The organism is Microvirga roseola, assembly GCF_020866965.1.
GTDB lineage: Bacteria > Pseudomonadota > Alphaproteobacteria > Rhizobiales > Beijerinckiaceae > Microvirga > Microvirga roseola.
Genome location: NZ_JAJATX010000042.1, coordinates 1 through 26217, shown reverse-complemented (window position 1 = coordinate 26217; position 26217 = coordinate 1). Strand labels below are relative to the sequence as shown.

The following is a 26217-nucleotide window of genomic DNA, read 5'->3' as shown; positions in this document are numbered from 1 at the left end:
TCCACCCAGGGAGCCACCATGATGATCCGCCTCAAGCCGGTCCAAGAACAGGTCGTGGTCCTGACCGGCGCATCCAGCGGAATAGGTCTTGCCACGGCCCGCGCCTTAGCGGACCGTGGCGCCAGGCTCGTCCTGGTCTCTCGCAATGAAAGCGCGCTGCAGGAGATTGCCCGCGAGTGCAGCGAGAAGGGTGCCAGGGCCATTCCTGTTGCGGCGGATGTCGCGAGCTTCGAGGACATGGAGCGCGTCACCGCGGCGGCAGTGGAGACGTTCGGCGGCTTCGACACCTGGATCAACAATGCCGGCGTCGCGATCTACGGGACGGTCGAAGAAATCCCCATCGAGGATCACAGGCGGCTTTTCGAGACCAATTACTTCGGTGTCCTGAACGGCTGCCTGGTGGCGGCGAAGCATCTCCGTCAGCGCGGCGGCGGCAAGATCATCAACACGGGAAGCGTCCTGAGCGACCGCGCTGATATCCTCCAGGGCCCCTACTCTGCCTCGAAGCATGCCGTGAAGGGTCTGACCGATGCATTGCGGATGGAGCTGGAGGAGGACCGGGCACCGATTTCGGTGACGCTCATCAAGCCGTCCGCCATCGATACGCCCTATATGGAGCATGCCCGCTCCTATCTCGGCTCCCCCGGCACAAAGAACCCGCCGCCGTCCTACGATCCCGAGCTGGTCGCCAGAGCAATGGTCTTCGCCTGCGAGAACGATCGGCGCGACATCGTCATCGGATTCGGCGGCTGGGCGATCTCCGCGATGGGGACCATCGCGCCGCGCCTGACTGACTACGTGATGGAGATGGGCGGGCGCATATCCCAGGAAAGCGACGATCCCGGTCGCCGCGAGCGGCGTGACAACCTCTACGAGCCGCGGGAGGACGGGATCGAACGTTCATCCCTTCCGGGCGGGTCGCGCAAGACGAGCCTGTTCCTCGAAGCCCAGCTCAATCCCCTCAGCGCCCTTCCCGGAATGGCCCTGGGGGCGTTGGCCGGCGCAGGCCTCGTCGCCATGCAGGTCCTGAGGCCGCGCTCCGTGCAGCCTCGACCCCGGCGGACGGTGCGTCGTCCCCGAAGCGAGACGCCGTCGTCGTCGACCTCCAATCAATCGGGATAGTCGATCTGCACCCGCTCGGCGGCTTGGCGTGCCAGCTCGCGCGCCCCTTCGACCGTAGCGCCCGAGGCGAGCGCCACACCCATGCGGCGGTGCTTGCGGGTCGTGGGCTTGCCGAAGATGCGGACCTCAACATCTCCTTCACCAGAGCTGAGCGCCAGGGCCTCCGCCAGACCTTCGATGGAGAAATTGGAGGCTTCGCGATCGGCGAGGATCACGGCCGATGCGGTCGGACCGTTGAGCCGAGCATGGGGAACCGGGAGCCCCAGAACGGCGCGGGCATGGAGGTCGAACTCGGAAAGGTTTTGTGACAGGAGGGTGACCAGACCCGTATCATGGGGGCGCGGCGAGAGTTCGGAGAAGATCACCTCGTCGTGAGTGACGAAGAACTCCACACCGAAGATGCCGTAGCCTCCAAGATTATCCACGACCTTGCGCGCCATGCCCCTGGCGTCGTCCAGAAGCTTGGCCGTCATGGGAGTCGGCTGCCAGGACTCCTGGTAATCGCCACGTTCCTGGCGGTGGCCGATGGGCTCGCAGAAGGAGACGCCCTCGCGCGAACGGATCGTCAGGAGAGTGATCTCGTATTCAAAGGCCACGAACTCCTCGACGATGACCTTCCGGCGGTCGCCACGCATGTTCGCCACGGCCTCGTTCCAGGCCTGCTCCAGTTGATCGGAGGACCGGACGGTGCTCTGCCCTTTGCCAGAGGAGGACATGACCGGCTTGATCACGCACGGCAGGCCCGTATGCGCGACGGCCGCCTTCACCTCCTCCAGGCTCTCCGCATAGCGGTAGCGGGAGGTGCGAAGGCCGAGTTCGGTCGCGGCGAGCTCCCGGATGCGATCCCGGTTCATGGTCAGTGAAGCCGCGCGGGCGGACGGGACGACCGTGAAGCCCTTGTCCTCGAATTCCTGCAGCACCTCGGTCCGGATCGCCTCAATCTCGGGGATGATGTAGTCGGGCCGGTGTTTCTCGATGGCGCGCCTCAAGGCATCGGCATCGAGCATGGAAAACACCTCGGACTTGTCCGCCACCTGCATAGCGGGCGCATCGGCGTAGGAATCACAGGCCACCACATGGCACCCGTAGCGCTTGGCCGAGATCACGAACTCCTTGCCGAGCTCGCCCGATCCGAGGAGGAGAAGTCTGGCAGTAAACACGTCGATGCCTTTCGTCAGATAGCTTTGCCCGACCCGACGGCCGCGATGGCCTGTTCGGCAAGACTGATGGCGGATGCCTGAGAGCGGGCTCCACCGATGAACCCGCTCGGATGGCAGAACACGCCATCCTCGATTCCGGCGGCATTCGAGAACACCTCGTCCTGCAATCCGCGCCAGCTTTCCGGCAATGACAGCCTCTGGTCGAATGAGCCGGGTTCGGGCGGAACGGTCCGGCAGTACCAGGAGGTCCTGTCCTCGTTGGGATAGATCACGAAGAGCAGCTCATTCAAACCGCATTCGTAGACCGCTTTCTCCCAAGGCAGCTTCCGGTCAAGCACGAGGATTCGCGGGTCAGAGGCGCTCCTCACTGCATCGAGCACGAGAGCCATGGCTTGCGATTCCGCATGGGACTGCTGACAGGCGCGCACCAGGATGCCGCGAGCAAGGTCCGCCGCCTCGAGGAATGCCTCGTCGTAGGACTGCCTGCTGTTCCAGGTCGGGTTGAAGGCTTCGATGAGGAGCGCCAGGTGACCGGGGCTCACGGGCGCAACGCCGTTATCGGCCTGATCGATGGAGAGGATGAAGCCCGAATCGATGTCCTGCCACACTGGGTCCAGCGCCCCGTCCTCGATCCCTGGGATCAGCCCAGGCAGGGCTTTCCTGCCGAAGTCGCGCCAGATCAGTCCGACCGAGCTGTAGGGGGTGCCGTCCGCCCGGCGCGGGAGATCCCGCATGTGGTGATCGTAGCGGCCCTTGCCGGGCTCATAGATCCCGCCCACGTCAAAGACGAGATCGGCTGCGGCAATCGCGGCGGTATCGCGGGTGCGGACAAACTCGAAGTCGCTGAAAGCTGCGCGCAGGACGACGAAGGCGAAGACATCGTCGGCGTGGAATGTCCCGCTATGGGTGATGACCTTCATGATTTCCGTTCCTGCCGGCGATACGCACTTGAAACACTGCCCCCGCCAGCATTGCAGCGGGCGAGAGCATATAGCCGCATTGCTCGCCTGCAGGATAGCCGCTTTGAAAAATCACGACAGATGTTGGGGCAGGCATCAGCCGGCTTGACCTTGCCATGATGGGAAGGTCTAAACCGTGAGGACCTTCAAGAAAGAGAGGTCCTCATCATGCATCGTTTCATGTCCCAGGAATGAAGTGCGGCGGCTGCCTCGGAGCGGTGACCCCCTGCCGTTCAGGGCCTCGACCCTCAGGCTCACGTCGAGGGGGATCTGGAGAGGCGGGAGATCACTGTGACTTCGACCGAGGGTGAGGCGCCACTGCTGAGCGCCCTGCAGGCAGCCGGGCACCCCGCTCGACCACTCTCGCTTCCGGTCAAATAGGAGACTGGCCATGGCCCTCCCCGCTCATGTCCACTCCGGTCACAGCCATCATTCCGCCGCCCATGAGGCTCCTGGCCTGAACCGTCTGGCCTTCAGCGCTACGGTGCACTGCCTCACCGGCTGCGCCATAGGCGAGGTGCTGGGAATGGTCATCGGCACAGCCATGGGCTGGGGCAGTGGCCCGACGATTGCCCTGGCTGTCGCGCTCGCCTTCGTTTTTGGGTACGGCCTCACCATGGTGCCCCTGCTGCGGAGCGGCTTGCCCTTCGGGACCGCTCTAGGCCTCGCACTTGCATCCGATACGGCCTCGATCACCATCATGGAGATTGTGGACAACCTGCTGATGCTGGCGATCCCGGGCGCGATGAGCGCGGGCCTCGCGAGCATTCACTTTTGGGGCAGCCTCATCGTTGCCCTACTGGTGGCAGGCGCGTTTGCTTTCCCCGTCAATCGCTGGCTGATCGCGCGAGGACGGGGACATGCCGTGATCCACGCTTTCCACGGTCATTAAGCCACCTTTTCACCTTTCAGGAGAGTTCAATGAAAACCCCTACTCTTGCCCTGGTCGCAGCGCTCGCGACCCTCCCGGCGGCGGCCCTCGCGCAGGGCGCGCATCATGGGGGGCATTCCGGGCACTCGGCGCCTGCCGCTGCCCCCCAGATGCCCGATTCAGCAGCGACCAAGGCCTATCGCGACGCGAATGCCAGAATGCACCGCGATATGGACATCAAGTTCAGCGGCGATGCGGATATCGATTTCGTGCGCGGCATGATTCCCCACCATCAGGGCGCCATCGACATGGCTCGCGTGGCCTTGGAACATTCCAAGGACGAGCAGGTCCGCAAGTGGGCGGCCGATGTCGTTCGCGAACAGGAGCGGGAGATCGCCGAAATGAAGGAATGGCTCAGAAAGAGGGGCGCACTCCAATAATGGCTGCCGTCCAGGCAGCGATATGCGGACTTGGCCTGTTTCGATCCGGCAGGTTGCGCGTTAATGGGTAGCCGTTGCGGGAAACGAGAAGGAGAAGCCATGTTCACGCTTACGATCAGCGACAAGCCGGTTGCCATCACGAATGCCGAGGAGGACGAGGCTCGTGAACTCTTCATGAGTGACGATTTCAAGGAGGACCTCAAGTCTCTCGAGAGCGATGGCGCTCCCCTGTGGGACGGCTTCGCGAGCCTGAATGTCCGGCAGGCGACGGAGGACGAAATCTCCGAGTTCGAGGATGCGGATTTCGACGACGACGAGGATGAAGAAGAGGACGAGGGTCCCTACATCATGTTCCTCGTGGATGTGAACGAACCGGATGAAGAGGAAGAGGGCTGAGGCAGCGAGCTGCCGGCCAGGGGAGCGGCGAAAGCCGCTCCCTCCTCGCCCTCAAGAGGAGACATGATGCAGTTTCGTAGGACGCTCAGCCGACGCAGCCTTATCGCAGGCCTTGGCGCAACCTCCGCAGCAATATGCGTCGCGTCCGCTAGAGCCGCAGACACCCTGCCGAAGATGATCGTGACCAAGGACCCGAATTGCGGCTGCTGCAGCGCATGGGTGGATCATATCCGCGCGGCCGGTTTCCCCGTCGATGTGGTCGAGTCGCCTGAGATGAACCGCGTGAAAGCCCGCTTCGGCGTGCCCCAGGCGCTGGCCTCCTGTCACACGGCCGAGATCGGCGGCTACGTCATCGAGGGCCATGTTCCGGCGGATTCCATCAAGCGGCTTTTGGCCGAGAAGCCGAAGGCGAAGGGTCTTGCAGTGCCCGGCATGCCGGTGGGCTCGCCCGGCATGGATGTCGCGGGTGTCGAGCCCGATACATATGAGGTGATGCTCTTCGGTCCCGAGGGCCAGCGCACTTTCGCTCGCTACACGGGAAGCCGGGCCATCTGAGTCCGGCTCGCCGGGAACAGCCGGCAGGCGAGGCCGTTGGCCCTGCGATGAGTTGGCTCGTTCAACCCCGCCTCGTCAATGGCCCCATCGACGATCCCGGCGTCTATCTCGATTTCCGGTTCGGCCGCCGGGCAATTCTTTTCGATCTGGGCGACCTCGCTCCCCTCTCCTCGCGCGAATTGCTGCGGGTCAGCCATGTCTTTGTCTCCCACACCCATGTGGATCACATGGCGGGGTTCGACCGGCTGTTCCGCCTCTGTCTCCACAGGCCCTCCCCGCTGACGCTCATCGGACCACCTGGTTTCAGCGAGCGGATTGAGCACCGGATCCGCAGCTTCACCTGGAACCTGCTCGACGAGAACTCAGTGGATTTCCGCCTCTGCGCCATGGAATACGACGGCTGGCATCTGACGAGGGCAGCGGAATTCCATGCGCGGCAGGCCTTTGCCCGTCGTGATGTGAAGCCGCCTTCCTTTCCGGAGGGGATTGCATGGGCAGAGGACGAGTTCTGCATCGAGGCAGTCGCGCTCGATCATGGCATTCCCTCCCTCGCCTTTGCGCTTCGGGAGGTCCTGCAGGTGAATGTGTGGCGCGGCGTCCTGAGCGAGATGGGCCTGTCCCCAGGTCCTTGGCTCAACGACGCCAAGCGCGCCGTGCGCCTCGGGATGCCGGATGACTGGGTCATCGCCCTTCCCGAGGGCCGCACGATCCTGCTGGGCGAACTCAGGGGCAAGGCGTTCCGTGTCGCGCCGGGCCAGGTGGTCGCGTACGTGACCGATGCCGCCCCTCACGCGGACAATCGCGCCAGGATCGTCCGGCTCGCCCGGGGAGCGGACCAACTCTTCATCGAGGCCGTCTTTCTGGAAAGCGATCGTCATCTCGCCGTCGCCTCGCACCATCTCACGGCCTGGGAGGCCGGAGCCATCGCCCGCCAAGCCGGAGCCCGGCACGTGACGCCTTTCCATCATTCGGCCCGCTACTTCGCTGATCCGGAGGCGCTCAGGCGGGAGGTACTCGAGAGATTCTGCGAGAACGAACCCTCGGACATCACCGTCTTATCGTGAGCGGAACACCGCCTCCCGGATCTGCTGCGGATCGGGCCTGCGGCCGGAATGGAACCGGATAACCTGGTAGCCGCACGAGGCCAGGATCTGGTCGCGCCTGGCATCCTTTCTCGCATCATGGGAGCGGTCGTCGAGTTCAATGACCGCGATCACCTCCGTGTCCTCGGCGATGACCCAGTCCACGCGGGCATTCGAGATCTGCCGGAAGGCGAGCCAGAAGGCGCGGCTGTTCTCTTTCGCGTCGGGGCGCACGAGTGCCAGGATCGGGACCTGCGGCCAGATTTCACAATCCGGAAAGGCGGACCGGAGGCGCTGATAGAACTCGCGCTCGTTGGCGGTCATGACCGGCTGCGAGCGGTAGCGCGGGCGGCGCGCCCAGACAAGCGCGAGGACGAGAAGCCCGATGAGCAGCAGGCATGCCGCCGCCCATGACCACGAAATACCCCCTGTCACCGAATGCTCTTCCCATCCATTCCGAAGGAGGGCCGTGGATGCATGAATTTTCTGGCCCCGTCCATCGGCATGGCTGGTGCGATGAAACCAGGCGGTCTCTCCCGCGTCTATTTACTGTCGAGTTTCGACTGCTCCGGAGGAAGCGAGATGGACCTCAACCGCCGTGCCCTCTTACTTGGATTATCCGCCACAACCATCGGATCAGGCCTGCCCCTGTACGGAAGCCGGGCCCAGACCGACGGGTCCCGCTCCGTCTTTGAGGCCATGTACGGCCCCATGGACGATCTCTATCCGGTTCCCCCCGTCGATCTCACCCAGATCAACCCGGCTTATCTGCGGCGGGTCGTCCGCTACGAGACGAGCGAAGCGCCCGGCACGATCGTGGTCGATCCGCAAACGCGTTATCTCTACCTCGTTCTGCGCGACGGCATGGCGGTGCGCTATGGTGTCGGCGTAGGACGCGCCGGCTTTGGCTGGTCCGGAGCGGCGACCATCAAGAACAAGCAGGAATGGCCAGACTGGTATCCACCCAAGGAAATGCTGGGCCGCGAGCCCAAACTCATGAGCATGATGAGCGAGTTGCAGAGCGGTCCCGGCATGCCCGGCGGCCCCGGCAATCCACTCGGGGCACGCGCGCTCTATCTCTACCAGGGCAATAAAGACACTTTATATCGTATCCATGGGACGTTCGAGCCCTGGACCATCGGCACCAGTGTTTCCTCCGGCTGCATTCGGATGATCAACCAAGACGTGATGGACCTCTACGAGCACACGCCGCTTGGCACGAAGGTGGTTGTCCTCTCTCCCGGATCGCAGGCGCAACCGCATAGCCTCTCCAGTCTGAGTACGCCTCCCGGGCAAGAATAAGGCAGCACCTGCGCCTATTTTCGCCATGGTTCGCCGCCACACAGGCCCTTGGGACGCGGGATGCAAGGGAATATGCGGGGAACCAACACCCGATCCGAACGGCTGCTTGGCGGATGCAAGCTCAGGCCTGGGCCTGGATTGTACCGCCAGGCCGGCAGGAAGATCACCAGAGCGGCTTTCTGCCTGAGCGCTGCCATGGCGCTCTTGCTGGCAGCGACGGCAGGTACGCAGGATGCTGTCGCCAATGGCGAAACACGCAGCCTGTCCTTCTTTCATACCCACACCAGCGAAAGCACGACCGTTACCTTTCGGCGGAACGGCCAGTACGACGATCAGGCCCTGAAGCAGCTGAACTGGTTCCTGCGCGACTGGCGCACGAACGAACCAGCCAAGATGGATCCGCGCCTCTTCGACATCATCTGGGAGGTCTACCGGGAATCCGGCTCCCGGCAGCCGATCCACATCATCTCCGCCTATCGCTCGCCCCAAACGAACGGGGCGCTGCGTCGCCGGTCGAAAGGCGTAGCCGAGAACAGCCAGCACATGCAGGGCAAGGCCATGGATATCCGCCTGCCCGACGTTGATACGGGGCAACTCCGCGCCATCGCCATGAAGATGCAGTATGGTGGCGTCGGCTACTATCCGTCTTCCGCTTTCGTTCATGTGGACACGGGCAGCGTCCGCGCCTGGCCGCGCATGTCGCAGGAACAGCTCGCGCGCCTTTTCCCGGACGGCAAGACCCTTCATTTGCCTTCCAACGGCAGGCCCCTGCCTGGCTACGAGCAGGCGAAGGCCGAGATCATGACCAGGAATGCCTCCCTTGCCACCCAGGCCTCCGCCGGAGGCGGGTCCATTGGCGGCATCGTCGCCAAGCTCTTCAGTCGCGGCGCTCCGGCGCAGCAGATGAATCCTGAAGCTGAGGCTCCGAAGGTGCTCGCCTATGCGGCGCCTGCGGAAGAGCTTGAGCGGGTCCCCATTCTTCCGCCCCTTCCCCCTAGGCGGCCCGAGGACCTCAGGATGGAGGCCGAAAGTCCGTTGCCACCGGCGCCAGTGCAGACCTCCGTCGCAGCCCCCGCATCGAAACAGGTCGCCTCCATGCCGCAGCCCGTCCTGTGGCTGGACCAGAAGGCCGCCGTCAAGGCACTTTTCGATCCGCGAAGCGCTTCCCTCGGTTCATTCGCAGCTCAGCTCCAGGAGGAGCTGAGCACCGAACGCTTCACCGGACCGGCGGTCAAGCCGGTACCAGCCGTCGAGCAGGCCCAGGTCGCGCTTTAGCGGTAGCCGCTACTGTCCGATGCGCGCTCAGATGGACAATGCGACGCCGAGGCACACCAGCAGAGCGAAGACGAACAATCCTACGACCGCAGCGATCCAGTGAGTGCCGGATTTTGGCTGCAGCTCGGACGGTAGAGGCTCGAAGGACGGCGGGGCGACCTTGAGCGGCGCAGGCTTCGTCAGGCTCCTTGCACGAACTGAGCGCTCTGCGGGGAATGGAATGATCTGAGCGCCGCCCGGCGGTACGGGCCTTGGATTCGGCTCCGGAAAGATGAGGCGGTCCTCGAGTTCGACGGGAACGCCGGTTTCTTCCAGATGCGCCACAATGAGCGCAATCTCCTCGGCGCTCATGGACTCGACCGGCAGACCCGTTCGTAGGTCCTCGGTGGTCAGATGGCCTTGCTTTCGCCCAACGGCGATCAAGCGGTCTAGTGTATTCCTATCGAGCGCCGACTGCATGGAGGCACCACCTCATCACGTCTTCCGGGAAAGAAGCAGCCGGAGCCGCCTCGGATGTTTCATCCGGACTAACGCAGCAATCTCCCGAGGCGTTGCACTCCTGAAGAGCCTCGATTTGCATTTTAAGACAGCTCCGGGCGAGAGAGCCGCTCAATTTTTCGTGGCGCTGGAGGCTTCGCGCAGTGCCTCCTTCTCCCGTCTGACCTGATCGGACAACTGCTCCGCGATGGCCATAAGCTTGGTCGCAGCCGCATCCTTGCCGTAGACCTCGACCTGCCCTGCCAGCCCTACGGTCAGCATCGAATCGAACACCGTTTCAGGCGAAATGCCCTTCTTGATCAATTCTATGGCGAGCTTCTGCCACTCATCGGATAGTTGCCCGCGGATTTCGGAAGTATCGTTGCTCATCGCTCCTCCATACACGATCCGTCTCGGGATGTCCTGAGGCATTCAGAGGACGCCGACTGTCACCAAGCTTACATTGAACGGTTCTAAATCGCTTCCGTCCCGACACATGGAGGATCGGAAAATGGACGAGCACAAGGGGCGTCTTCGCGCGAGCGAGCTGGAAGATTCGGGGGATGTCGGAAACAACCCCACGCAAAACCTCACCATGGGCGAGATCATCGCGACCCGCTTCAACCGGCGCGATCTCCTGAGGGGATCCCTCGCGGTCGCTGCTATCTCCGCGACCGTTGGCAGCCGGGCGCTCGCGCAGAGCGAAAATCCCGCCAAGAAGCCGCTGGCGACCTCCTTCGATTTCAAGGAGATCGAGGCCGGCGTCGACGGGACCCATCATGTGGCCGAGGGCTATGATGCCCAGGTGCTTCTGCGCTGGGGCGATCCGCTGTTCCCCGATGCGCCTGAATTCGATCCGATGAACCAGACTGCCGAGAAGCAGGCTCGTCAGTTCGGCTACAACACTGATTATATCGGCTTCATCCCGCTTGATGGGTCGAGCGATCACGGCCTCCTGGTCGCCAACCACGAGTACACGAACGAGGAGCTGATGTTCCCGGGCGTGGGCGTCCAGAATAGCAAGGATGTCAATTTCTCGAAGATGACCAAGAATCTGGTCGATATCGAGATTGCGGCCCACGGCGGCGCCGTCGTCGAGATCAGGCGGGTCAATGGCAAGTGGCAGGTCGTCAAGGACTCCAAGTACAACCGCCGCATCACCGCCGACACCCAGATGGAGATCACCGGCCCCGCCGCCGGTCACGAGCGGATGAAGACCTCCGCCGATACCAGCGGCCAGAAGGTCCGCGGCATGATCAACAACTGCGCCGGTGGCGTGACCCCCTGGGGCACCTGGCTGAGCTGCGAGGAGAACTTCAACGGTTATTTCTGGGGCAAGCTTCCCGAGAACCATGCCGAGACGGTGAACTACAAGCGCTACGGCATCGGCAAGCCGGCCTATGCGTGGGGCAAGTATCATGACCGGTTCGACCTCGCCAAGGAGCCGAACGAGCCGAACCGCTTCGGCTGGGTCGTCGAGATCGATCCCTTCGATCCGAACTTCGTTCCGAAGAAGCGCACGGCGCTTGGCCGCACCAAGCACGAAGGCGCTGCGGGCATCGAGAACAAGGACGGCCGCTACGTGGTCTATCTCGGCGACGACGAGCGTTTCGACTATGTCTACAAGTTCGTCACCGCAGGTAAGGTCGACAAGCAGAACCGCGCCGCCAATTTCGGCCTGCTAGACGAGGGCACCCTTTACGTCGCCAAGTACAATGCCGACGGCAAGGGAACCTGGATTCCGCTAGTTCACGGCCAGGGTCCGCTGACCGAAGCCAACGGCTTCAAGAGCCAAGCCGATGTGCTGATCGAGACCCGCCGCGCGGCCGACCTCGTCGGCGCGACCAAGATGGACCGCCCTGAGGACATCGAGGCTAACCCGGCGACGAACCGCGTCTATGTCATGCTGACGAACAACACCCGCCGCACGGAGGAACAGGTCGATGCGGCGAACCCGCGCGCCAAGAATGCCTTCGGCCATATCGTCGAGATGATGCCGGAAGGCGGCGACCACGCCTCCACCGACTTCACTTGGGAAGTCCTGGTGAAGTGCGGCGATCCCTCCGTGGCTGCAGTCGGCGCGACCTTCTCGTCCGAGACGACGAAGGACGGCTGGTTCGGTATGCCCGACAACTGCGCCATCGACAGCCAGGGCCGCCTGTGGATCTCCACCGACGGCAACAGCGCCGAGGCGACGGGACGGGCTGACGGCCTATGGGCGCTCGAGACCGAGGGCGAGCTGCGCGGCACGTCCAAGCACTTCTTCCGCGTACCTGTCGGCGGCGAGATGTGCGGTCCCTGCTTCACGCCCAACGACGAGTCGCTGTTCCTTGCGGTGCAGCACCCGGCCGAGGAGGATAACTCAACCTTCGAGAACCCGGCTACCCGTTGGCCGGACTTCAAGGACGACATGCCGACCCGTCCCTCCGTGCTCGTCATCACAAAGCAGGGGGGCGGCAAGATCGCCTAATCGATGAGTTAAAAAGCAGGGCTCCGGCCCTGCCCGCATCTCGGCAAGGGAGCCTCAGGGCTCCCTTGTTCGTTTCAAGGGCAGCAGATCTGTTCGATCGTTCGGGAAAGNGAGTTAAAAAGCAGGGCTCCGGCCCTGCCCGCATCTCGGCAAGGGAGCCTCAGGGCTCCCTTGTTCGTTTCAAGGGCAGCAGATCTGTTCGATCGTTCGGGAAAGAAGTGGCGCGGGCGACGGGGCTCGAACCCGCGACCTCCGGCGTGACAGGCCGGCACTCTAACCGACTGAGCTACGCCCGCGCATTCATCGCTGCATTGCTGGTCTAAACCGACGCATCGTGCGAGGAGGTGGCGCTCGTAGCTTTGAATCGGCGGACTGTCAAATGCTGTTTGCCGGTTTGGGAGCATCAATCCCGCGTGCTGATCGAAAACAACTCGTAGCCCGCCCCGTTCAGCACGCGCACGGCCTCGATCTCGGGACCATGGGACTGCGGACGGCGCGCCAGAGAGAACACCTTCAGCGCCCGCTCCTTTGCCTTCTCGAAGGAATCGGCGCGAACCATGATCCTGCGAACCACCCCTCCCCCAAACTCCTCGGAGGCGATGGTTTCAATGCGGTAGACTTCAATCACGAACTGGAAACCTCTTCCTAAATCCTGTCAGACCCGGACCCGCTGCAGCTTCTCGAAACGCTTGATCAGGCGGTCACGCTTGAGCTTCGAGAGCCGGTCGATCCAGAAAATCCCATCGAGCTGATCGATTTCGTGCTGGAGGCAGACGGCCATGAGCCCCTCCGCCTCCTCCTCCCGCTCTTCTCCATCGAGATCACGATAGCTCACCCGCACTCTTGCGTGGCGATCGAGCTCGTCCGTGACGCCGGGCATGGAGACGCTTCCCTCCATGTGACGGATCCTCTCGGGAGAGGACCAGACGATTCGCGGATTGACGTAGGTATGCGTCACCCGGTCCGCTTCGAGCCTGATCACGACCAGCTGCTTGAGAATACCGATATGAGGAGCCGTGATGCCGATGCCGGGCGCGGCCAGCATCGTATCGGCCAAGTCCTCGGCAAGGATGCGGATGCTGTCATCGATGACTGCGATCTCCTCCGCTCTCTGGCGCAGGCGGGGGTCGGGATAACGGATGATGGGGCGAACAGCCACCGCAGGTTACCTGTAACGGCCGCGGCGCTGCAGCACCTCGATCTTGTAGCCGTCGGGGTCCTGGACGAAGAAGAATTTCGCCAGGAACTGCCCTTCATGGCTGAATTCTTTCACCGGGGTTGGAGCCAGTTCCAGACTTTTGAGGCGGGCGTGCTCGGCACCCAGATCGTCCACCGAGAAAGCAAGGTGTCCGTAACCGTCGCCTAAGGTATAGGGCTCCACGCGGCCGTGATTGACAGTCAGTTCCAGCTCGAACTCTGTCTCCTCGTTACGCAGGTAGACCAGTGTGAAGCCGTCGAAAGCAAAACGGTCGGCAATCTTGAGGTCGAAGGCAAGCTCGTAGAAGGCGACGGAGCGTTTCTCGTCCAGCACCCGGATCATGGAGTGAATGGCTTTGGCCATGTGACAGCACCTCATCGAATGCGGGACGCCATAGCAGCCGACGCCCCGGGACGGAAGCGGCTTGGATATTCGGATCTCGAGGCAAGGCTTCGCGGTTGCGACGAAATCAAGGAAAAGTGATGGCGGCCAAGACGCCCCTAAGGGAACGGGAATAAGGATCTGGGACTTGGTTTGTTGCGGAGGCAATTCCCCGCAACCCCTTGCCGCCTCCGTACACTTTAAACCTCGTTCCCGCGTCCCCGGAACGAGGTTTTTTCTGTGCCTCAAAAGGAAACCCCGCCCATTGCGGGCGGGGCGCGCTGGGCGGCGCTAGTGTTGAAGAATGCTCGAAGGGCAGATGAGCGAGCATTCCCCGATACATCCTAGGAAACGAGCGCCCGGCCTGACATTGGCACCGAAGGCTAAAAGCTTGGAGATCCTCATCTATTTAGAGGTAAGCCGCCTCGCTATCGATCCAGCAGTCCGGCCAAGCCTCGAATCCGGTTGCGCGCATAATCGGGCAGCCCTGCGCTGATGGAATCCCCGGTATTGAATGAACTCCGTCCCATCAGAACCTGCGCCGGGATGAGATTGCGCAGCACGGGAATGCTCCCGAATTCCCTTTTCCGCTCCAGAACATCCGTCTCCACGGCCAGAGCCATGAACAGGGTGGTGACAGTCTTGGACTTATCGGATGGGTGCTCCTGCAGAATGGCGAGGAGCTTTCCGAACTGCATCACCTGGTTCACGTCGAAGAGGGTCTGCTCCAGAACTCCCGAGACAGGCGTATCGAGACCGGTGAGCTTTGAGAGCCCCTCCTGATCTACGTCCTCAGGTGGGAGAACCCGAATTTCGCTCTGGAACTCCATGAACTCCGAGATTTTCTTGCCCCCCTCCTCCAGCTTGTTGGCGAGGCGTATGCCGATCGGCAGCTTGCCTTCAAGCGGATAGCGGGACTCGATGCACAGGCTCTGCGGTGCCTCGCACCAGCGTCGGTCCGGGTGACGGTTGTGAGCGCTCTGAGGATCCGTGTAAGGGCGCGCTTCGCCAGCCGAGATGCGGCGGTGCCTGATCGTGGGATCGATCTTCTCCAGCATGTCGAGGCTGGCATAGCGGGTCAGATCGACCGTCTCCGGCGGCTTTGCGATCAGAAACCGCGCCTCCGCCACGTACATGTGGAGCTTCTCGACGTAGGACTTCGGGATGCCATGGACGGCGACCCTGATCGTCGGCTCCTGGTATCCTGGAAAAGGGCTCAGGAACTGCTTTTGAACCGGCCGTTCGCGCGCCCAATCCTCGAAACGGATCAGGCCTGCCTCCTTGTCGTCGCCCCGGTCACTGAAGATGACCGTCCTGGGCCTCAGCTGAGCAGGCGTCACGGCAACAATGGAAGGTGCCTCCTCGATCTGGAACTCCTCCGCTCGCAGGCTGCCCGAAAGAACGCATAGAGCGGCAAACCCGGCCAGCGTTCGGCCCAGCACCATCATCGACTTCATCAATAAACCTGTCCGTTGCCCCAGAGATAGTTGGGGTCTATCCGTCTAGGCCGCCGGCGCGGCGGCTCATCTTCCCACCATCCGTATTCCGGGACGGAATAGCGGGCAGGCGGCTGATAGGTTGGCGGATACGGGCTCAACCGCTCCCGCCAGCCCGGCTCCTGTGCATAGGGACCGTCATCATAGGGGCCATAGGCTCCGCCGAACTCCTCGCCATCGCTCCATGGCGTCGGAGGGCGAGAGGCATAAACCTCGCGCTGTGGCACAAGGCGGAACTGCGTTTCTGAGAGTTGCCCGAACCGGTTCAACCGGAAGTATTCGGTGAATGCCTTCCGCCCATCCGTCACCCTGTCACCCGAGTCCAGGTCGATTGGCAGAGCGATGAGCTGCCGCGCAGCCTGGGGCGATGGCGGGCTCAAAGGGGCTTTTGGCGCATGGTGTTTCCAGGCTGCCTCCAGAATGTCCTTGAAGATCGGAGCCGCCACCTTGGCACCGGTCTGCCCGCGCCCGAGGGTACGGCGCTTGCCTTCCGCGTTGTCATATCCGACCCACACCGCAATGGTGACATCGTTGGTGAAGCCGACGAACCAGGTGTCGTTCTCGTTGTCCGAGGTCCCGGTCTTGCCGGCGGCATAAGGGGCTAGCGCCCTCAGCGAACGGGCCGTTCCACGTTCCAAGACACCTTGGAGCATGCTCTTCAGCTGGTAGAAGGCCGCGGGATCAGCGGAGCTGAGGCGCGCGAGCGCATTCGACTGTCGGCGGTAGACGATCTGACCGCCCTCCTCCACCGTCTCAAAGACATGGGGCGTGGGAATAGCGCCCTCATTGGCGATGGCCGCATAGAATGCCGCGAGATCCAGAATTCGTACGGGCTGCGCCCCGAGCACGAAGGGATAGTGCGGAGTGCATTCGAGATAGAGCCGCGCCTCGAGCGCCATCTCGCAGACGCGATTGAGGCTCTCCTCCGCCATGGGCTCGATTCCACCGTCGAGCAGCCTGGCCGTGACAAGATTCTTCGAGTTCTCAAGCGCTCGCCGCATGGTCACGATGCCCGAGCGCGCCCCGTCATAGTTCTTCGGGCTCCAGTAATCCCGCGCCCGGGCGTTCACCTCACCGCCGACAGGCGGCAGGGTAACAGGTGCGTCCCAGATCAGGGTGTTGGGCTGCAGGCCCTTCCCGAGCGCAGCGAGATAGGTCAGAGGCTTGAAGGCGGAGCCGGGCTGTCTGTGCGCCTGGGTGGCGCGGTTGAGCTGGCTCAAGGGATAGGAGAAGCCACCGGCCATCGCGAGGATACGGCCTGTCCGGTTTTCCAAAACGACGGCTCCGCCCTGCACGGAGGGCGGCGTGCGAAGATCGGCGCGAGCAGCCCTCTTGCCGCTCTTCTCGACCACCCGGACGCGCACCACGTCGTGGAGCTTGATGTCGCGCCGCGCCGCCTCCCAGGACTTGAGGGGCAGCACGCGCCCATCGGCCAGTCCGACCTTCAGGATATTGGCCCCCGACTTCCGATCCTTGCCCTTCTCGACCACGACCGCTGCGGGCCAATGCACGTCATAGAGCGGCAGCCGCGCGGCCTCGAGCGCCCTCTGCCATGCGGGAGCGGTCTTGTCGTCCTTCTTGCCTCCGAGCGCCTTGATCGACTCCGCCAGGTTGAGTTCAGCCCCCTGGAAACGCTGCCGTCCGGTGTTCAACTCGTACCGAGCAAGTCCCTCCTGCAGGGCGGTCTCGGCAGCCTCTTGCAACGCGGCATTGATGGTGGAGCGCACGGTATAGGAGGAGGCGGTGAGGCTGTCGATGGCTGCAAGCGTCCGCGCATCGCGGCTCAGGTGGTCGGTGAAGTAGAAACCCGTGTCGCGCCGGGGCCGCTCGAAGGCGATCCGTGCGGGCAAGGATGAAACCGCCTTCTGCATCTGGGCTGGCGTGAGATAGCCGTCCTCCTGCATCCGGCTCAGCACATAGGCCATCCGCTCCTGTGCACGGTCGGGATGCTTGTCGGGATTGTAGTGATTGGGTCCCTTCGCCAAGCCTGCCAGAAGAGCGCCTTCGGCGACGCTCAAACTCTTTGCGCCTTTCCCGAAATAGCTTCGGGCCGCCATCTCCACGCCCCAGGACGTGCGGCCGAGATAAATCGAATTGAGGTAGATCTCGAGGATCTCGCTTTTCGTGAGCGTGCGTTCGATGCGGGATGCGACGATCATTTCCCGCATCTTGCGCTCATAGGTGACGTCGTCGCCGACGAGAAGGTTCTTGGCAACCTGCTGGGTGATCGTCGAGCCGCCCGCCGGTCGTCCCGGATCCGCAAGGTTGCTGATGAACGCCCGGACCACGCCACGCTCATCGACGCCTTTATGCTCGTGGAAGTGCTTGTCCTCCGCCGCGACGAAGGCCTGCTGCACGGGCTTTGGGATATCGGTCAAGGGAACCCACATGCGCCGGTGGTCAGGCTCATAGATCTCCGCGAAACGCTTTCCCTCTCCATCCAGGATGACGCTAACACCCGGCAGCTTCAATCCCTTCAGCTTGGCGGCATCGGGCAGATCGGCAACGGCCGCATTGTAATATTTTATCATCTCGCCCAGATCGATGAGTGACGGTTCGACCGTCTCGCCCTTGCAGAACTGACGGTAGCTCGCGTGCAGATCGCTGAAGCTCAAGCCCTGCAGAACCTTGATCTCGCCCGCGATGGCCTGCGGATCGTCCATGGCCGTGGCGATCAGTTCGTCGAGGTTGATGTCCTCGATGTCGAAAGCGCGCCGCATATGGGTGCAGCCGCTCTTGATGATTTGCGCCACCTCCCCCTGGTCCTGGACGGGATCGAAGGATGTCTTCACGCTCTCCGGGTCGACCAGTACCTGGCTGAGGGTCAGGGCGGTTGCGAAAATCTTGACGAGAATCGTGCTCATTCAGCCGCCATCGTTGGACAGATCCTAACCGGAAGGGCCGTCCCGGCCCCGATGCAGGCAATCGCGAAATGCCTTATCGGCGCGCCCAGTCGTGCATGAGTCATGCTGAATGGAAGCTGCACATAGAGGCTGATTTAGGACCGGCCCGTGGCAGGGACAGAGCGGCTTTGCCGCTCGCCCAACATTTAGGCACGCATTCACAGGATCGTGTTGTCAGCCGCGACCGACGAATGGCATCTTGCTCGCCATGACGGTCATGGTCAGTACATTCGCCGTCAGGGGCAGATTCGCCATGTAGACCACCGCATCGGCCACATGCTTGGGATCGATGGTCGGCTCTACGGCCATGGTGCCGTTTGGCTGCAGCACGCCGGTGGCCATTCTGGCCGTCATCTCCGTCGCCGCATTACCGATGTCGATCTGGCCACAGGCGATCTCATAGGCCCGCCCGTCGAGCGATGTCGATTTCGTAAGCCCCAGGATCGCATGCTTCGTCGCCGTGTATGGCGCGGATAACGGACGGGGCGCATAGGCCGAAACCGACCCGTTGTTGATGATGCGCCCTCCCCGCGGGTTCTGGGCCTTCATGATCCGGAAAGCCTCCTGCGTGCAGAGAAAGGCGCCGGTCAGATTCGTGTCGACGGTGCTCCTCCAGTCTTCGAGGGAAATCTCCTCAAGCGGAACCGCGGGCGTGCCCCTCCCGGCGTTGTTCACCAAAAGGTCGAGCCGCCCGAAGGTTTCCTTCACTCGCGCAAACAGCGCGGCAACGGAGGCGGGATCGGCCACGTCGGTCGGGACCAGAAGGGTCGAGGCTCCCGGGAACCCGATCTCCCGCTCAGCCGCCTCGAGTGCATCCTGCCGCCGGCCGGCCATCACGACCGTAAACCCTGTTGCCAGCAGACCGGCGGAGATCGCCTTGCCCACTCCGGTTCCAGCGCCTGTCACGATGGCGATCTTCTCGTTTTCGGCCATTTTCCGCTCCATCCTCAGTAGGTTGCACGCCCGCCCGAAACGTCGAAGACGCCGCCGGTCGTGAACGAGCATTCCTCGCTCGCCAGCCAGCAGATCAGTGAGGCGACCTCATCGACAGCCCCGAAGCGCCCCATCGGAATCTTCGAGAGCATGTAGTCGATATGCGTCTGACTCATCTGGTCGAAGATCGGCGTCCTGACAGCCGCGGGCGTTACGCAGTTTACGGTAATATTGTTCTTCGCAAGCTCCTTGCCGAGCGACTTGGTCAAGCCGATCACGGCCGCCTTCGAGGCGCTGTAAGCCGACGCATTCGGATTGCCCTCCTTGCCGGCGATTGAAGCCACATTGACGATGCGGCCATAGCCCCCTGCCAGCATCGACGGAACCACTGCACGGTTGCAGTAGAACAGGCCATTGAGATTGACGTCGATCACCTGCCGCCAGGCAGCCACGGGATACTCCCAGGTCGTCACATTCGGCCCGGTGATGCCGGCGCTCGCAACCAGAATGTCGATGCCGCCGAGTGCAGCGATCGTCTCCTCGCGAGCCGCCTCGAGGGCCGCAGGATCGGCAATGTCGACCCGGATTCCCTTCGAACCGGATCCGATTCGCTCGCAGGCTGCGGTGAGCGCATCGGCGCTCAAATCCCAGACAGCCACCTGCGCCCCGCCGGCAACGAGCCTCTGGGCGACACCGAAGCCTATGCCGGAGGCTCCGCCGGTCACGACCGCCCTACGCCCATCAAACCGCCTGTCCCCGTTCATGCGCTCCTCCTTCGCTGCCGGTCAGGCCTCGAACCTGCCGCCCAGTTCGTCCTCGATGTGAATGCGGATGATCTCGTCGAAGCTCTTCTCCGCCTTGAAGCCCAGGCTCTCGGCGCGCCGGGCGTCGAAGCGGCGGGGCCAACCCTCGACGATTCCCATGATGACGGGATCGGGCTCCCGCCGGATCCGCGCCACGACCCGGTCCCCGGCGATCCGGCGCAGAGCCTCGATCTGCTCGGCCACGGAGACCGATACGCTCGGCATCGCCAGCGAGCGACGGGCGCCGAGCGGGGCGGTATCCATAGTCGCCGCATGAATCAGAAAGTTGACGGCTGAGCGGGGCGAGGCATGGGAATGACACACATCCTCCGGCACCGGCAGAACCGCCTCCTGCCCGCTCAAGGGCTCGCGGATGATGCCGGAGAAGAAGCCGGAGGCTGCCTTGTTCGGTTTGCCCGGGCGCACGCAGATGGTCGGCAGGCGAATGCCAACTCCATCGAAGAATCCTCGCCGCGAGTAGTCCGCGAGCAGGAGCTCGCCGATGGCTTTCTGCGTGCCGTAGCTGGTGAGTGGGGTCAGGAAGAACTCGTCTCCGATAGACTCCGGAAAAGGCGCTCCGAAGACGGCTATCGAAGACGTGAAGACCACGCGCGGCTTATAGCCGTCGCCCACTAGGCGAATGGCATCGAAAAGAGCACGGGTGCCATCGAGATTGATGCGGTAGCCCTTCTCGAAATCGGCTTCAGCCTCGCCGGAAACGATGGCTGCGAGATGGAAGATGACATCCGGGCGGCTTGCAACGAGCCTTTCCGCTTCGCCCGGCAGGGAGAAGTCGGATGTCAGGGTGCTGACCGAGAAGGGGGAATTCTGAGGTGCTTCGGGTTCGACGATGTCGTGCAGGATTGCATGCGTGATTGACCGTCCACCAAACCCACCGTCCTTCATGAGACGTTCGGTGAGCTTACGGCCCACCATTCCGGCGGCACCGAGGATGAGAATTTGCATAGTGAAGATCCCCTAGCGTTCGCCTCAGTCTGACGGGGGGAAGCGGCCTTGGCAATGATGCCTGCTACAACAAGCAGCAAGTAATCTTTGGTGCACCGCAGCATGATCCAACGCCAATTGCACGGGTTCATCTAGGACGGGTGCTTTCTTTTTGTGCAGCACCAGCAGATTGCTCCCGATCTGTGAAATGCACGGATTTCAGTGCTTGATCTTGGTCCGATCCTCCTAGAATATCCTTGAACAAACACAGCGTTAAGCTCGCACAAGACGAGCGGCTGAATAAGCGGAGCTGGGAGGAAGCACATGCTTCAATGCTGTCCGTTGGGATGGACGTCTCGTACGCCTGCCGCCTGCTTTCGCGGGCCGCTCCTGCTCCCGCTCTGCCCTATCCAAACCCATCAGACATTGGCAGCGAAGCAGGTAATCCATGGCCTCTGTTGAGATCCGCGACGTCCGCAAGGCCTACGGGGCCACGCAGGTTATTCACGGCGTATCCGTCGACATTCAGGATGGCGAGTTCGTCATTCTGGTCGGGCCATCTGGCTGCGGGAAGTCGACTTTGCTGCGCATGGTGGCAGGACTTGAGAACATTACCGGCGGGGAAATCCGCATCGGCCCGCGAGTCGTGAACAACGTTCCACCCAAGGAACGCGATATCGCGATGGTGTTCCAGAATTACGCGCTCTACCCGCACATGACGGTCGCGGACAACATGGCCTTCTCGCTCATGTTGAAGAAGGCGCCCAAGTCCGAAATCGGGACCAAGGTCAACCGGGCAGCCGAAATTCTCGGGCTTACCAATCTTCTCGACCGCTATCCGCGTCAGCTTTCAGGCGGCCAGCGCCAGCGCGTGGCCATGGGCCGGGCCATCGTGCGCGACCCGCAGGTCTTCCTCTTCGACGAGCCGCTCTCCAATCTCGATGCCAAGCTGCGCGTCTCGATGCGAGGCGAGATCAAGGCTCTGCATCAGCGGCTCAAGACGACGACCGTCTATGTGACGCACGACCAGATCGAGGCCATGACCATGGCCGACAAGATCGTGGTCATGCACGACGGCATCGTCGAGCAGGTCGGCGCGCCGCTCGATCTCTATGATCGGCCCGTCAACCTGTTCGTGGCGGGCTTTATCGGCTCGCCCGCCATGAATGTCCTGGAGGGGCGTCTTACCTCCTCCGGCTTCGCGGCAGGCGAGATGGTGCTACCGATCCAGGATGCTCCGGCAGCTTCTGTCGGACGTCCGGCCTATTACGGAATCCGCCCTGAGCACTTCCAACTGACCGGCGAGGGAATGCCGGTGGAGGTGATCGTCGTGGAGCCCACGGGTTCGGAGACGCAGGTCGTGGCCAAAGCGGGCGAGCAGGAAATCACCTGCGTATTCCGCGAACGGGTTCAGGCCCGCCCTGGCGAGATCATTCATGTCGCGCCCGATCCTGCCCTCGTCCATCTCTTCGACAGGGACACCGGACGGCGCATCAACTGACTTCAAGCGTGCGGGACGACCGGGACGACCGCGCCGCTCATCAGAGATCCCGGATCCGTGGAGGAAACCACATGACCCTGTCCAGACGTGATCTTTTAGTCGGAACTGCAAGCCTCGCCGCCGGTGCGGCGGGTGCCCCTCTCCTCGGCTCTCTGCCCGCCTTGGCGCAGGCTGCGGAGCCCCAGTACACACCCGAGCAGGGAGCCTCCCTGCGCGTCCTGCGCTGGGCGCCCTTCGTGAAGGGCGACGAGGATCAGTGGATCGCCAATACCAAGAAGTTCACCGACGCCACCGGCGTCGACGTGCGGATCGATAAGGAAAGCTGGGAGGACATCCGCCCGAAAGCCGCGGTTGCCGCCAATGTCGGCTCCGGCCCCGACATCATGCTGGTCTGGTTCGACGACCCGCACCAGTATCCGGAAAAGCTCCTGCCCGTCACGGATCTCGCCAACTATCTCGGCAACAAGTACGGCGGCTGGTACGACGGCCTGCAGGGCTACGCCAAGCGCGGCGACCAATTCGTGGCGCTGCCACTCGCGGCCATCGGCAACGGCATCATCTATCGCGACAGCATGCTGAAAGCGGCAGGCTTCCAGGAAATGCCGAATGACACGGCGGGCTTCCTGGAACTCGCCAAGGCCCTGAAGGCCAAGGCCAAGCCCATGGGCTTCGCCCTCGGCAAGGCAGTCGGCGATGGCAACAACTTCGCCCACTGGATCGTCTGGAGCCATGGCGGCAAGATGGTCGATGAAAACGGCAAGGTTGTCATCAACTCGCCCGAGACGATCAAGGCGCTTCAATACGCCCGCGACCTGTACCAGCAGTTCATCCCCGGGACGGAAGCTTGGCTCGACATCAATAACAACCGCGCCTTTCTCGCGGGCGATGTCGGCCTCACGGCCAACGGCGTGTCCCTGTACTATTCGGCCAAGAACGATCCGAAGCTCGCCGAGATGGCGGCCGACATGCGCTCGGCCAATATGCCCATCGGCCCGATCGGCCGCCCGATGGAACTGCATCAGACGACGTCCTCCGTCATCTTCCAGCACACCAAGTTCCCGCAAGCGGCAAAGGCCTACCTGAAGTTCATGTACGAGCAGCCGCAGATGTCGGAGTGGATCAAGGCATCCAGCGCCTATTGCTGCCAGCCGCTGAAGGCCTATGCGGACAACCCTGTGTGGACCTCGGACCCGCTCCACAAGCCCTTCGCGAAGGCCTCCGAGACCTTGGTGCCCAACGGCTATGCGGGCCCGCTCGGCTACGCCTCGGCGGCGACCATGGCGGATTATGTCATGGTCGACATGGTCGCCGAAGCGGCCAGCGGGCAGCGTTCGCCGGAGGAAGCGGCCAAGCGCGCCGAGACCCGCGCTAACCGCTATTACCGCCTCTGACACGAACGGACAGCTCCTCCCTCATGCTGAGGGAGGAGCTTCCATTTCAAGGATCCGCTGATGGCCCAAGCCGCCGTTCAAGAGAAAATCCTACCGCCGCCGCAGGAGGCGAAAGGGCCGTCCGTGCTGCAAAGCCGCGGCATGGCTGGCTTCCTGTTCATGCTGCCGGCTCTGATCTTCCTTCTCGTCTTCCTCACTTACCCGCTCGGGCTTGGCGTCTGGCTGGGCTTCACGGATACCCGGATCGGACGTGACGGCGTCTGGATCGGCCTGGAGAACTATCAGCTTCTGTGGGAGGACTCCCTCTTCTGGCTGTCGGTCTTCAACACCCTGCTCTACACCATTGCGGCCTCGATCCTGAAATTCGCATTGGGCCTGTGGCTGGCGCTCATTCTCAACGAGCACCTACCGTTCAAGTCCTTCTTCCGCGCCGTTCTGCTGCTGCCCTGGGTGGTGCCGACGGTGCTGTCAGCAATCGCTTTCTGGTGGATCTACGACTCCCAGTTCTCGGTGATCTCCTGGGGCCTGATCGAGCTCGGGATCATTGATACGCCAATCAACTTCCTGGGCGATATGGAGAACGCGCGGGCGTCCGTCATTGCAGCGAATGTCTGGCGCGGCATCCCCTTCGTCGCCATCACGCTGCTCGCGGGCCTGCAGACGATCTCGCCTTCCCTGCATGAGGCGGCTACCCTCGACGGCGCTACGGGCTGGCAGCGTTTTCGTTACATCACGCTGCCGATGCTCTCGCCCCTGATCGCAGTGGTCATGACCTTCTCGGTCCTGTTCACCTTTACGGATTTCCAGCTGATCTACGTACTGACCCGCGGCGGACCTCTCAATGCCACGCACCTGATGGCGACGCTGTCGTTCCAGCGCGCGATCCCGGGCGGACAGCTCGGCGAGGGCGCGGCCATTGCCGTCGCCATGATCCCATTCCTGCTCGCTGCCATTCTGTTCAGCTACTTCGGCCTGCAACGCCGCAAGTGGCAGCAGGGCGGCGCGGACTGACAGGCGGAGTTTGATTGATGGGTGTCGTTACCAACGCCGTTCCCCGCAACACGGCTACGGCGGATGAGAGCGTCGGCATGAGCTACCTCGACCGCCTGCCGAGGCGCGTCGTGATCGTCTATCTGCCGCTTGCGGTTTTCACTTTCGTGCTGCTGTTCCCGTTCTACTGGATGACGGTGACGGCATTGAAGCCGAACCATGAGATGACGGACTTCAACAACTACAGCCCGTTCTGGCCCTCCAGTCCAACGCTGCAGCACATCTATTATCTCCTGTTCGAGACGTCCTACCCGGGCTGGTTATGGAATACCATGCTGGTGGCGATCGGCTCCACCATCCTTTCGCTTTTTGCAGCCGTCCTGGCGGCCTATGCCATTGAGCGCATCCGCTTCGCAGGCTCCCGCTGGACGGGCCTTGCGATCTTCCTGGCCTATCTCGTGCCGCCTTCGATCCTGTTCATTCCGCTGGCGGTGATGACCTTCAAGTTCGGGATCTACGATTCCAAACTCGCCCTCATCTTGACCTATCCAACCTTCCTCATTCCCTTCTGCACATGGCTGCTGATGGGCTATTTCCGCTCGATTCCCTACGAGTTGGAGGAATGCGCGCTCGTGGACGGGGCATCGCGCTGGCAGATCCTCACCAAGATCATGCTGCCGCTGGCGGTCCCAGGACTGATCTCCGCCGGTATCTTCGCCTTCACCCTGTCGTGGAACGAGTTCATCTACGCCCTGACCTTCATCCAGTCCTCGGAGAACAAGACGGTGCCTGTCGGCGTACTGACCGAACTGGTACGCGGCGACGTCTATGAATGGGGAGCTCTCATGGCGGGAGCCCTCCTCGGCTCCTTGCCGGTGGTCCTGCTGTACTCGTTCTTCGTCGATTACTACGTCGCCTCGATGACGGGTGCGGTGAAGGAGTAGCGCCTCCACGAACTGGAACCTGCCAAGCTTTCCGGCGTTCGGCTTGTGCTACTCGGAAAGGAGTCTTCCATGCACAGTCCCGTCCTAAAAGCCGCCGCCGCGGTGGCGCTGCTTGCCGTTCCCCTTGCAGCCTGCCAATCCGGCGCTACGACCGGCGCAGCAGGCGGGGCAATCACAGGTGCGGTCATCGGCGGCCCAGTCGGGGCAGCCGTCGGCGGCGTCGCCGGCGCAGCGGTTGGCAGCGTCCTGACCGCCGATGAATCCACCCGCGTCCGCAGCTACATCGTCGCCGAACGGCGGCCATCGATCCGTGTCACCGAAGAGGTTGTCGTCGGCCGCCCCCTGCCCCCTCGCGTACGGACCTACACCTTCCCGTCCCGGGTAGGACTGGCGTCGCCCTACGGCTACACGGTCGTGAACGACCAGACCGTGCTGGTCGATCCCCAGACCCGCGAGGTTGTCGAAGTCATCGACTGATCCCGCACCTCTTCCAAAACGAAAAAGGCGGCTCGAAAGAGCCGCCTTTCTTCATGGCATATGGCTGGACCCTTAGTCCTGGTCCCACGGAACCTGGTTGCTCTCCAGGAGGATTTCGCGTTTTCCGGCGTGGTTTGCGGGTCCGA

The 26217-nt window shown here is 62.7% G+C and carries 27 protein-coding genes and 1 tRNA gene; 14 read left to right on the top strand and 14 right to left on the bottom strand.

Features of this window, described 5'->3' with window-relative positions; translation table 11 throughout:
- Positions 1-18: 18 nt before the first annotated feature.
- A complete protein-coding gene (locus LG661_RS18375; protein WP_230533333.1) occupies positions 19-1122 on the top strand; it encodes an SDR family oxidoreductase in 1104 nt (367 codons plus the stop codon).
- Here LG661_RS18375 and purT read toward each other — a convergent pair.
- Both purT and LG661_RS18365 read right to left on the bottom strand, forming a co-directional pair.
- Entirely contained in the window at positions 1110-2282 is a 1173-nt protein-coding gene (gene purT, locus LG661_RS18370) for a formate-dependent phosphoribosylglycinamide formyltransferase (RefSeq protein WP_230533332.1), read from the bottom strand. The two genes, LG661_RS18375 and purT, sit on opposite strands and share 13 nt — an antisense overlap.
- A 14-nt stretch (positions 2283-2296) precedes the next feature.
- Positions 2297-3202, bottom strand: coding sequence for an MYG1 family protein (locus LG661_RS18365; protein ID WP_230533331.1), 906 nt, complete (start codon positions 3200-3202; stop codon positions 2297-2299).
- 430 nt (positions 3203-3632) lie between these two features.
- Here LG661_RS18365 and LG661_RS18360 point away from each other — a divergent pair, with 430 nt between their 5' ends.
- From LG661_RS18360 to LG661_RS18340, 5 genes are all read left to right on the top strand, one after another.
- Positions 3633-4133 (top strand): DUF4396 domain-containing protein, encoded by a 501-nt coding sequence (locus tag LG661_RS18360; RefSeq protein ID WP_230533330.1) that lies wholly within the window; start codon positions 3633-3635, stop codon positions 4131-4133.
- Positions 4134-4162: 29 nt separating this feature from the next.
- Positions 4163-4552 (top strand): CopM family metallochaperone, encoded by a 390-nt coding sequence (gene copM / locus LG661_RS18355; protein WP_230533329.1) that lies wholly within the window; start codon positions 4163-4165, stop codon positions 4550-4552.
- 99 nt (positions 4553-4651) lie between these two features.
- A complete protein-coding gene (locus LG661_RS18350; RefSeq protein WP_230533328.1) occupies positions 4652-4948 on the top strand; it encodes a hypothetical protein in 297 nt (98 codons plus the stop codon).
- 66 nt (positions 4949-5014) lie between these two features.
- Positions 5015-5503, top strand: coding sequence for a DUF411 domain-containing protein (locus LG661_RS18345; protein WP_230533349.1), 489 nt, complete (start codon positions 5015-5017; stop codon positions 5501-5503).
- A gap of 47 nt (positions 5504-5550) precedes the next feature.
- Entirely contained in the window at positions 5551-6567 is a 1017-nt protein-coding gene (locus LG661_RS18340; RefSeq protein WP_230533327.1) for a ribonuclease Z, read from the top strand.
- Here the strand turns inward: LG661_RS18340 and LG661_RS18335 are convergent.
- Positions 6559-7020 carry a DUF2726 domain-containing protein gene (locus LG661_RS18335; RefSeq protein WP_230533326.1) on the bottom strand — a complete coding sequence of 154 codons (462 nt, stop codon included), beginning with the start codon at positions 7018-7020 and terminating at the stop codon, positions 6559-6561. The two genes, LG661_RS18340 and LG661_RS18335, sit on opposite strands and share 9 nt — an antisense overlap.
- Positions 7021-7167: 147 nt before the next feature.
- Between LG661_RS18335 and LG661_RS18330 the strand changes: the two genes are divergently transcribed.
- Both LG661_RS18330 and LG661_RS18325 read left to right on the top strand, forming a co-directional pair.
- Positions 7168-7887: a L,D-transpeptidase gene (locus tag LG661_RS18330; protein ID WP_230533348.1), complete on the top strand. Its 720-nt coding sequence runs from the start codon at positions 7168-7170 to the stop codon at positions 7885-7887.
- A 195-nt stretch (positions 7888-8082) separates the two neighbouring features.
- Positions 8083-9162, top strand: a complete 1080-nt coding sequence (locus LG661_RS18325) for a DUF882 domain-containing protein (protein ID WP_230533325.1) — start codon at positions 8083-8085, stop codon at positions 9160-9162.
- 27 nt (positions 9163-9189) lie between these two features.
- Here LG661_RS18325 and LG661_RS18320 read toward each other — a convergent pair whose 3' ends face one another.
- Together LG661_RS18320 and LG661_RS18315 are read right to left on the bottom strand one after the other, a co-directional pair.
- Positions 9190-9621 (bottom strand): RNA polymerase sigma factor region1.1 domain-containing protein, encoded by a 432-nt coding sequence (locus tag LG661_RS18320; protein WP_230533324.1) that lies wholly within the window; start codon positions 9619-9621, stop codon positions 9190-9192.
- A gap of 150 nt (positions 9622-9771) precedes the next feature.
- The gene (locus tag LG661_RS18315) at positions 9772-10029 is read right to left on the bottom strand and encodes a hypothetical protein (RefSeq protein WP_230533323.1); all 258 of its coding nucleotides are present in this window, start codon (positions 10027-10029) and stop codon (positions 9772-9774) included.
- Between the two features lie 121 nt (positions 10030-10150).
- Here LG661_RS18315 and LG661_RS18310 point away from each other — a divergent pair, with 121 nt between their 5' ends.
- Positions 10151-12109 carry a PhoX family protein gene (locus tag LG661_RS18310; RefSeq protein WP_230533322.1) on the top strand — a complete coding sequence of 653 codons (1959 nt, stop codon included), beginning with the start codon at positions 10151-10153 and terminating at the stop codon, positions 12107-12109.
- A 219-nt stretch (positions 12110-12328) separates the two neighbouring features.
- Here the strand turns inward: LG661_RS18310 and LG661_RS18305 are convergent.
- The 9 genes from LG661_RS18305 to denD all read right to left on the bottom strand — a co-directional run bounded on the left by LG661_RS18305 (position 12329) and on the right by denD (position 20789).
- Positions 12329-12405: transfer RNA gene (locus LG661_RS18305), tRNA-Asp, on the bottom strand.
- Between the two features lie 107 nt (positions 12406-12512).
- A complete protein-coding gene (locus LG661_RS18300; protein WP_230533321.1) occupies positions 12513-12737 on the bottom strand; it encodes a hypothetical protein in 225 nt (74 codons plus the stop codon).
- A gap of 27 nt (positions 12738-12764) precedes the next feature.
- Positions 12765-13268 (bottom strand): peptide deformylase, encoded by a 504-nt coding sequence (locus LG661_RS18295; RefSeq protein WP_230533320.1) that lies wholly within the window; start codon positions 13266-13268, stop codon positions 12765-12767.
- A 6-nt stretch (positions 13269-13274) separates the two neighbouring features.
- On the bottom strand, positions 13275-13670 hold the full coding sequence (locus LG661_RS18290; protein WP_230533319.1) for a VOC family protein: 396 nt from the start codon (positions 13668-13670) through the stop codon (positions 13275-13277).
- 446 nt (positions 13671-14116) lie between these two features.
- Positions 14117-15145 carry a hypothetical protein gene (locus LG661_RS18285; protein ID WP_230533318.1) on the bottom strand — a complete coding sequence of 343 codons (1029 nt, stop codon included), beginning with the start codon at positions 15143-15145 and terminating at the stop codon, positions 14117-14119.
- The gene (locus tag LG661_RS18280) at positions 15145-18048 is read right to left on the bottom strand and encodes a penicillin-binding protein 1A (protein ID WP_230533317.1); all 2904 of its coding nucleotides are present in this window, start codon (positions 18046-18048) and stop codon (positions 15145-15147) included. The genes LG661_RS18285 and LG661_RS18280 overlap by 1 nt, the downstream gene beginning before the upstream one ends.
- 213 nt (positions 18049-18261) lie before the next feature.
- A complete protein-coding gene (locus tag LG661_RS18275; RefSeq protein WP_230533316.1) occupies positions 18262-19020 on the bottom strand; it encodes an SDR family oxidoreductase in 759 nt (252 codons plus the stop codon).
- 14 nt (positions 19021-19034) lie between these two features.
- Positions 19035-19784 (bottom strand): SDR family NAD(P)-dependent oxidoreductase, encoded by a 750-nt coding sequence (locus LG661_RS18270; RefSeq protein ID WP_230533315.1) that lies wholly within the window; start codon positions 19782-19784, stop codon positions 19035-19037.
- A gap of 21 nt (positions 19785-19805) precedes the next feature.
- Positions 19806-20789 (bottom strand): D-erythronate dehydrogenase, encoded by a 984-nt coding sequence (gene denD / locus LG661_RS18265; RefSeq protein WP_230533314.1) that lies wholly within the window; start codon positions 20787-20789, stop codon positions 19806-19808.
- A gap of 427 nt (positions 20790-21216) precedes the next feature.
- Between denD and LG661_RS18260 the strand changes: the two genes are divergently transcribed.
- The 5 genes from LG661_RS18260 (at position 21217) to LG661_RS18240 (ending at position 26071) form a co-directional block, all read left to right on the top strand.
- Complete coding sequence (locus LG661_RS18260; RefSeq protein WP_230533313.1) at positions 21217-22269, top strand: ABC transporter ATP-binding protein; 1053 nt, start codon at positions 21217-21219, stop codon at positions 22267-22269.
- 71 nt (positions 22270-22340) lie between these two features.
- Positions 22341-23660, top strand: coding sequence for an ABC transporter substrate-binding protein (locus LG661_RS18255; protein WP_230533312.1), 1320 nt, complete (start codon positions 22341-22343; stop codon positions 23658-23660).
- 141 nt (positions 23661-23801) lie between these two features.
- Positions 23802-24671, top strand: coding sequence for a carbohydrate ABC transporter permease (locus tag LG661_RS18250; protein ID WP_230533347.1), 870 nt, complete (start codon positions 23802-23804; stop codon positions 24669-24671).
- A 17-nt stretch (positions 24672-24688) separates the two neighbouring features.
- Entirely contained in the window at positions 24689-25594 is a 906-nt protein-coding gene (locus LG661_RS18245; protein ID WP_230533311.1) for a carbohydrate ABC transporter permease, read from the top strand.
- Between the two features lie 69 nt (positions 25595-25663).
- Positions 25664-26071 carry a DUF1236 domain-containing protein gene (locus tag LG661_RS18240; RefSeq protein ID WP_230533310.1) on the top strand — a complete coding sequence of 136 codons (408 nt, stop codon included), beginning with the start codon at positions 25664-25666 and terminating at the stop codon, positions 26069-26071.
- The last annotated feature ends 146 nt before the right edge of the window (positions 26072-26217 follow it).

Bases quoted from the DNA above. Each gene is read 5' to 3' on its own strand.
- LG661_RS18240 (WP_230533310.1), top strand. From the start codon at position 25,664: ATGCACAGTCCCGTCCTAAAAGCCGCCGCCGCGGTGGCGCTGCTTGCC.
- LG661_RS18375 (WP_230533333.1), top strand. From the start codon at position 19: ATGATGATCCGCCTCAAGCCGGTCCAAGAACAGGTCGTGGTCCTGACC.
- copM (WP_230533329.1), top strand. From the start codon at position 4,163: ATGAAAACCCCTACTCTTGCCCTGGTCGCAGCGCTCGCGACCCTCCCG.
- LG661_RS18275 (WP_230533316.1), bottom strand. From the start codon at position 19,020: ATGGCCGAAAACGAGAAGATCGCCATCGTGACAGGCGCTGGAACCGGA.
- LG661_RS18325 (WP_230533325.1), top strand. From the start codon at position 8,083: ATGGCGCTCTTGCTGGCAGCGACGGCAGGTACGCAGGATGCTGTCGCC.
- LG661_RS18250 (WP_230533347.1), top strand. From the start codon at position 23,802: ATGGCTGGCTTCCTGTTCATGCTGCCGGCTCTGATCTTCCTTCTCGTC.
- LG661_RS18365 (WP_230533331.1), bottom strand. From the start codon at position 3,202: ATGAAGGTCATCACCCATAGCGGGACATTCCACGCCGACGATGTCTTC.
- LG661_RS18330 (WP_230533348.1), top strand. From the start codon at position 7,168: ATGGACCTCAACCGCCGTGCCCTCTTACTTGGATTATCCGCCACAACC.
- LG661_RS18315 (WP_230533323.1), bottom strand. From the start codon at position 10,029: ATGAGCAACGATACTTCCGAAATCCGCGGGCAACTATCCGATGAGTGG.
- LG661_RS18360 (WP_230533330.1), top strand. From the start codon at position 3,633: ATGGCCCTCCCCGCTCATGTCCACTCCGGTCACAGCCATCATTCCGCC.
- LG661_RS18345 (WP_230533349.1), top strand. From the start codon at position 5,015: ATGCAGTTTCGTAGGACGCTCAGCCGACGCAGCCTTATCGCAGGCCTT.
- LG661_RS18245 (WP_230533311.1), top strand. From the start codon at position 24,689: ATGGGTGTCGTTACCAACGCCGTTCCCCGCAACACGGCTACGGCGGAT.
- LG661_RS18340 (WP_230533327.1), top strand. From the start codon at position 5,551: ATGAGTTGGCTCGTTCAACCCCGCCTCGTCAATGGCCCCATCGACGAT.
- LG661_RS18260 (WP_230533313.1), top strand. From the start codon at position 21,217: ATGGCCTCTGTTGAGATCCGCGACGTCCGCAAGGCCTACGGGGCCACG.
- LG661_RS18350 (WP_230533328.1), top strand. From the start codon at position 4,652: ATGTTCACGCTTACGATCAGCGACAAGCCGGTTGCCATCACGAATGCC.
- LG661_RS18280 (WP_230533317.1), bottom strand. From the start codon at position 18,048: ATGAGCACGATTCTCGTCAAGATTTTCGCAACCGCCCTGACCCTCAGC.
- LG661_RS18270 (WP_230533315.1), bottom strand. From the start codon at position 19,784: ATGAACGGGGACAGGCGGTTTGATGGGCGTAGGGCGGTCGTGACCGGC.
- LG661_RS18285 (WP_230533318.1), bottom strand. From the start codon at position 15,145: ATGAAGTCGATGATGGTGCTGGGCCGAACGCTGGCCGGGTTTGCCGCT.
- LG661_RS18255 (WP_230533312.1), top strand. From the start codon at position 22,341: ATGACCCTGTCCAGACGTGATCTTTTAGTCGGAACTGCAAGCCTCGCC.
- LG661_RS18310 (WP_230533322.1), top strand. From the start codon at position 10,151: ATGGACGAGCACAAGGGGCGTCTTCGCGCGAGCGAGCTGGAAGATTCG.
- LG661_RS18290 (WP_230533319.1), bottom strand. From the start codon at position 13,670: ATGGCCAAAGCCATTCACTCCATGATCCGGGTGCTGGACGAGAAACGC.
- LG661_RS18320 (WP_230533324.1), bottom strand. From the start codon at position 9,621: ATGCAGTCGGCGCTCGATAGGAATACACTAGACCGCTTGATCGCCGTT.
- denD (WP_230533314.1), bottom strand. From the start codon at position 20,789: ATGCAAATTCTCATCCTCGGTGCCGCCGGAATGGTGGGCCGTAAGCTC.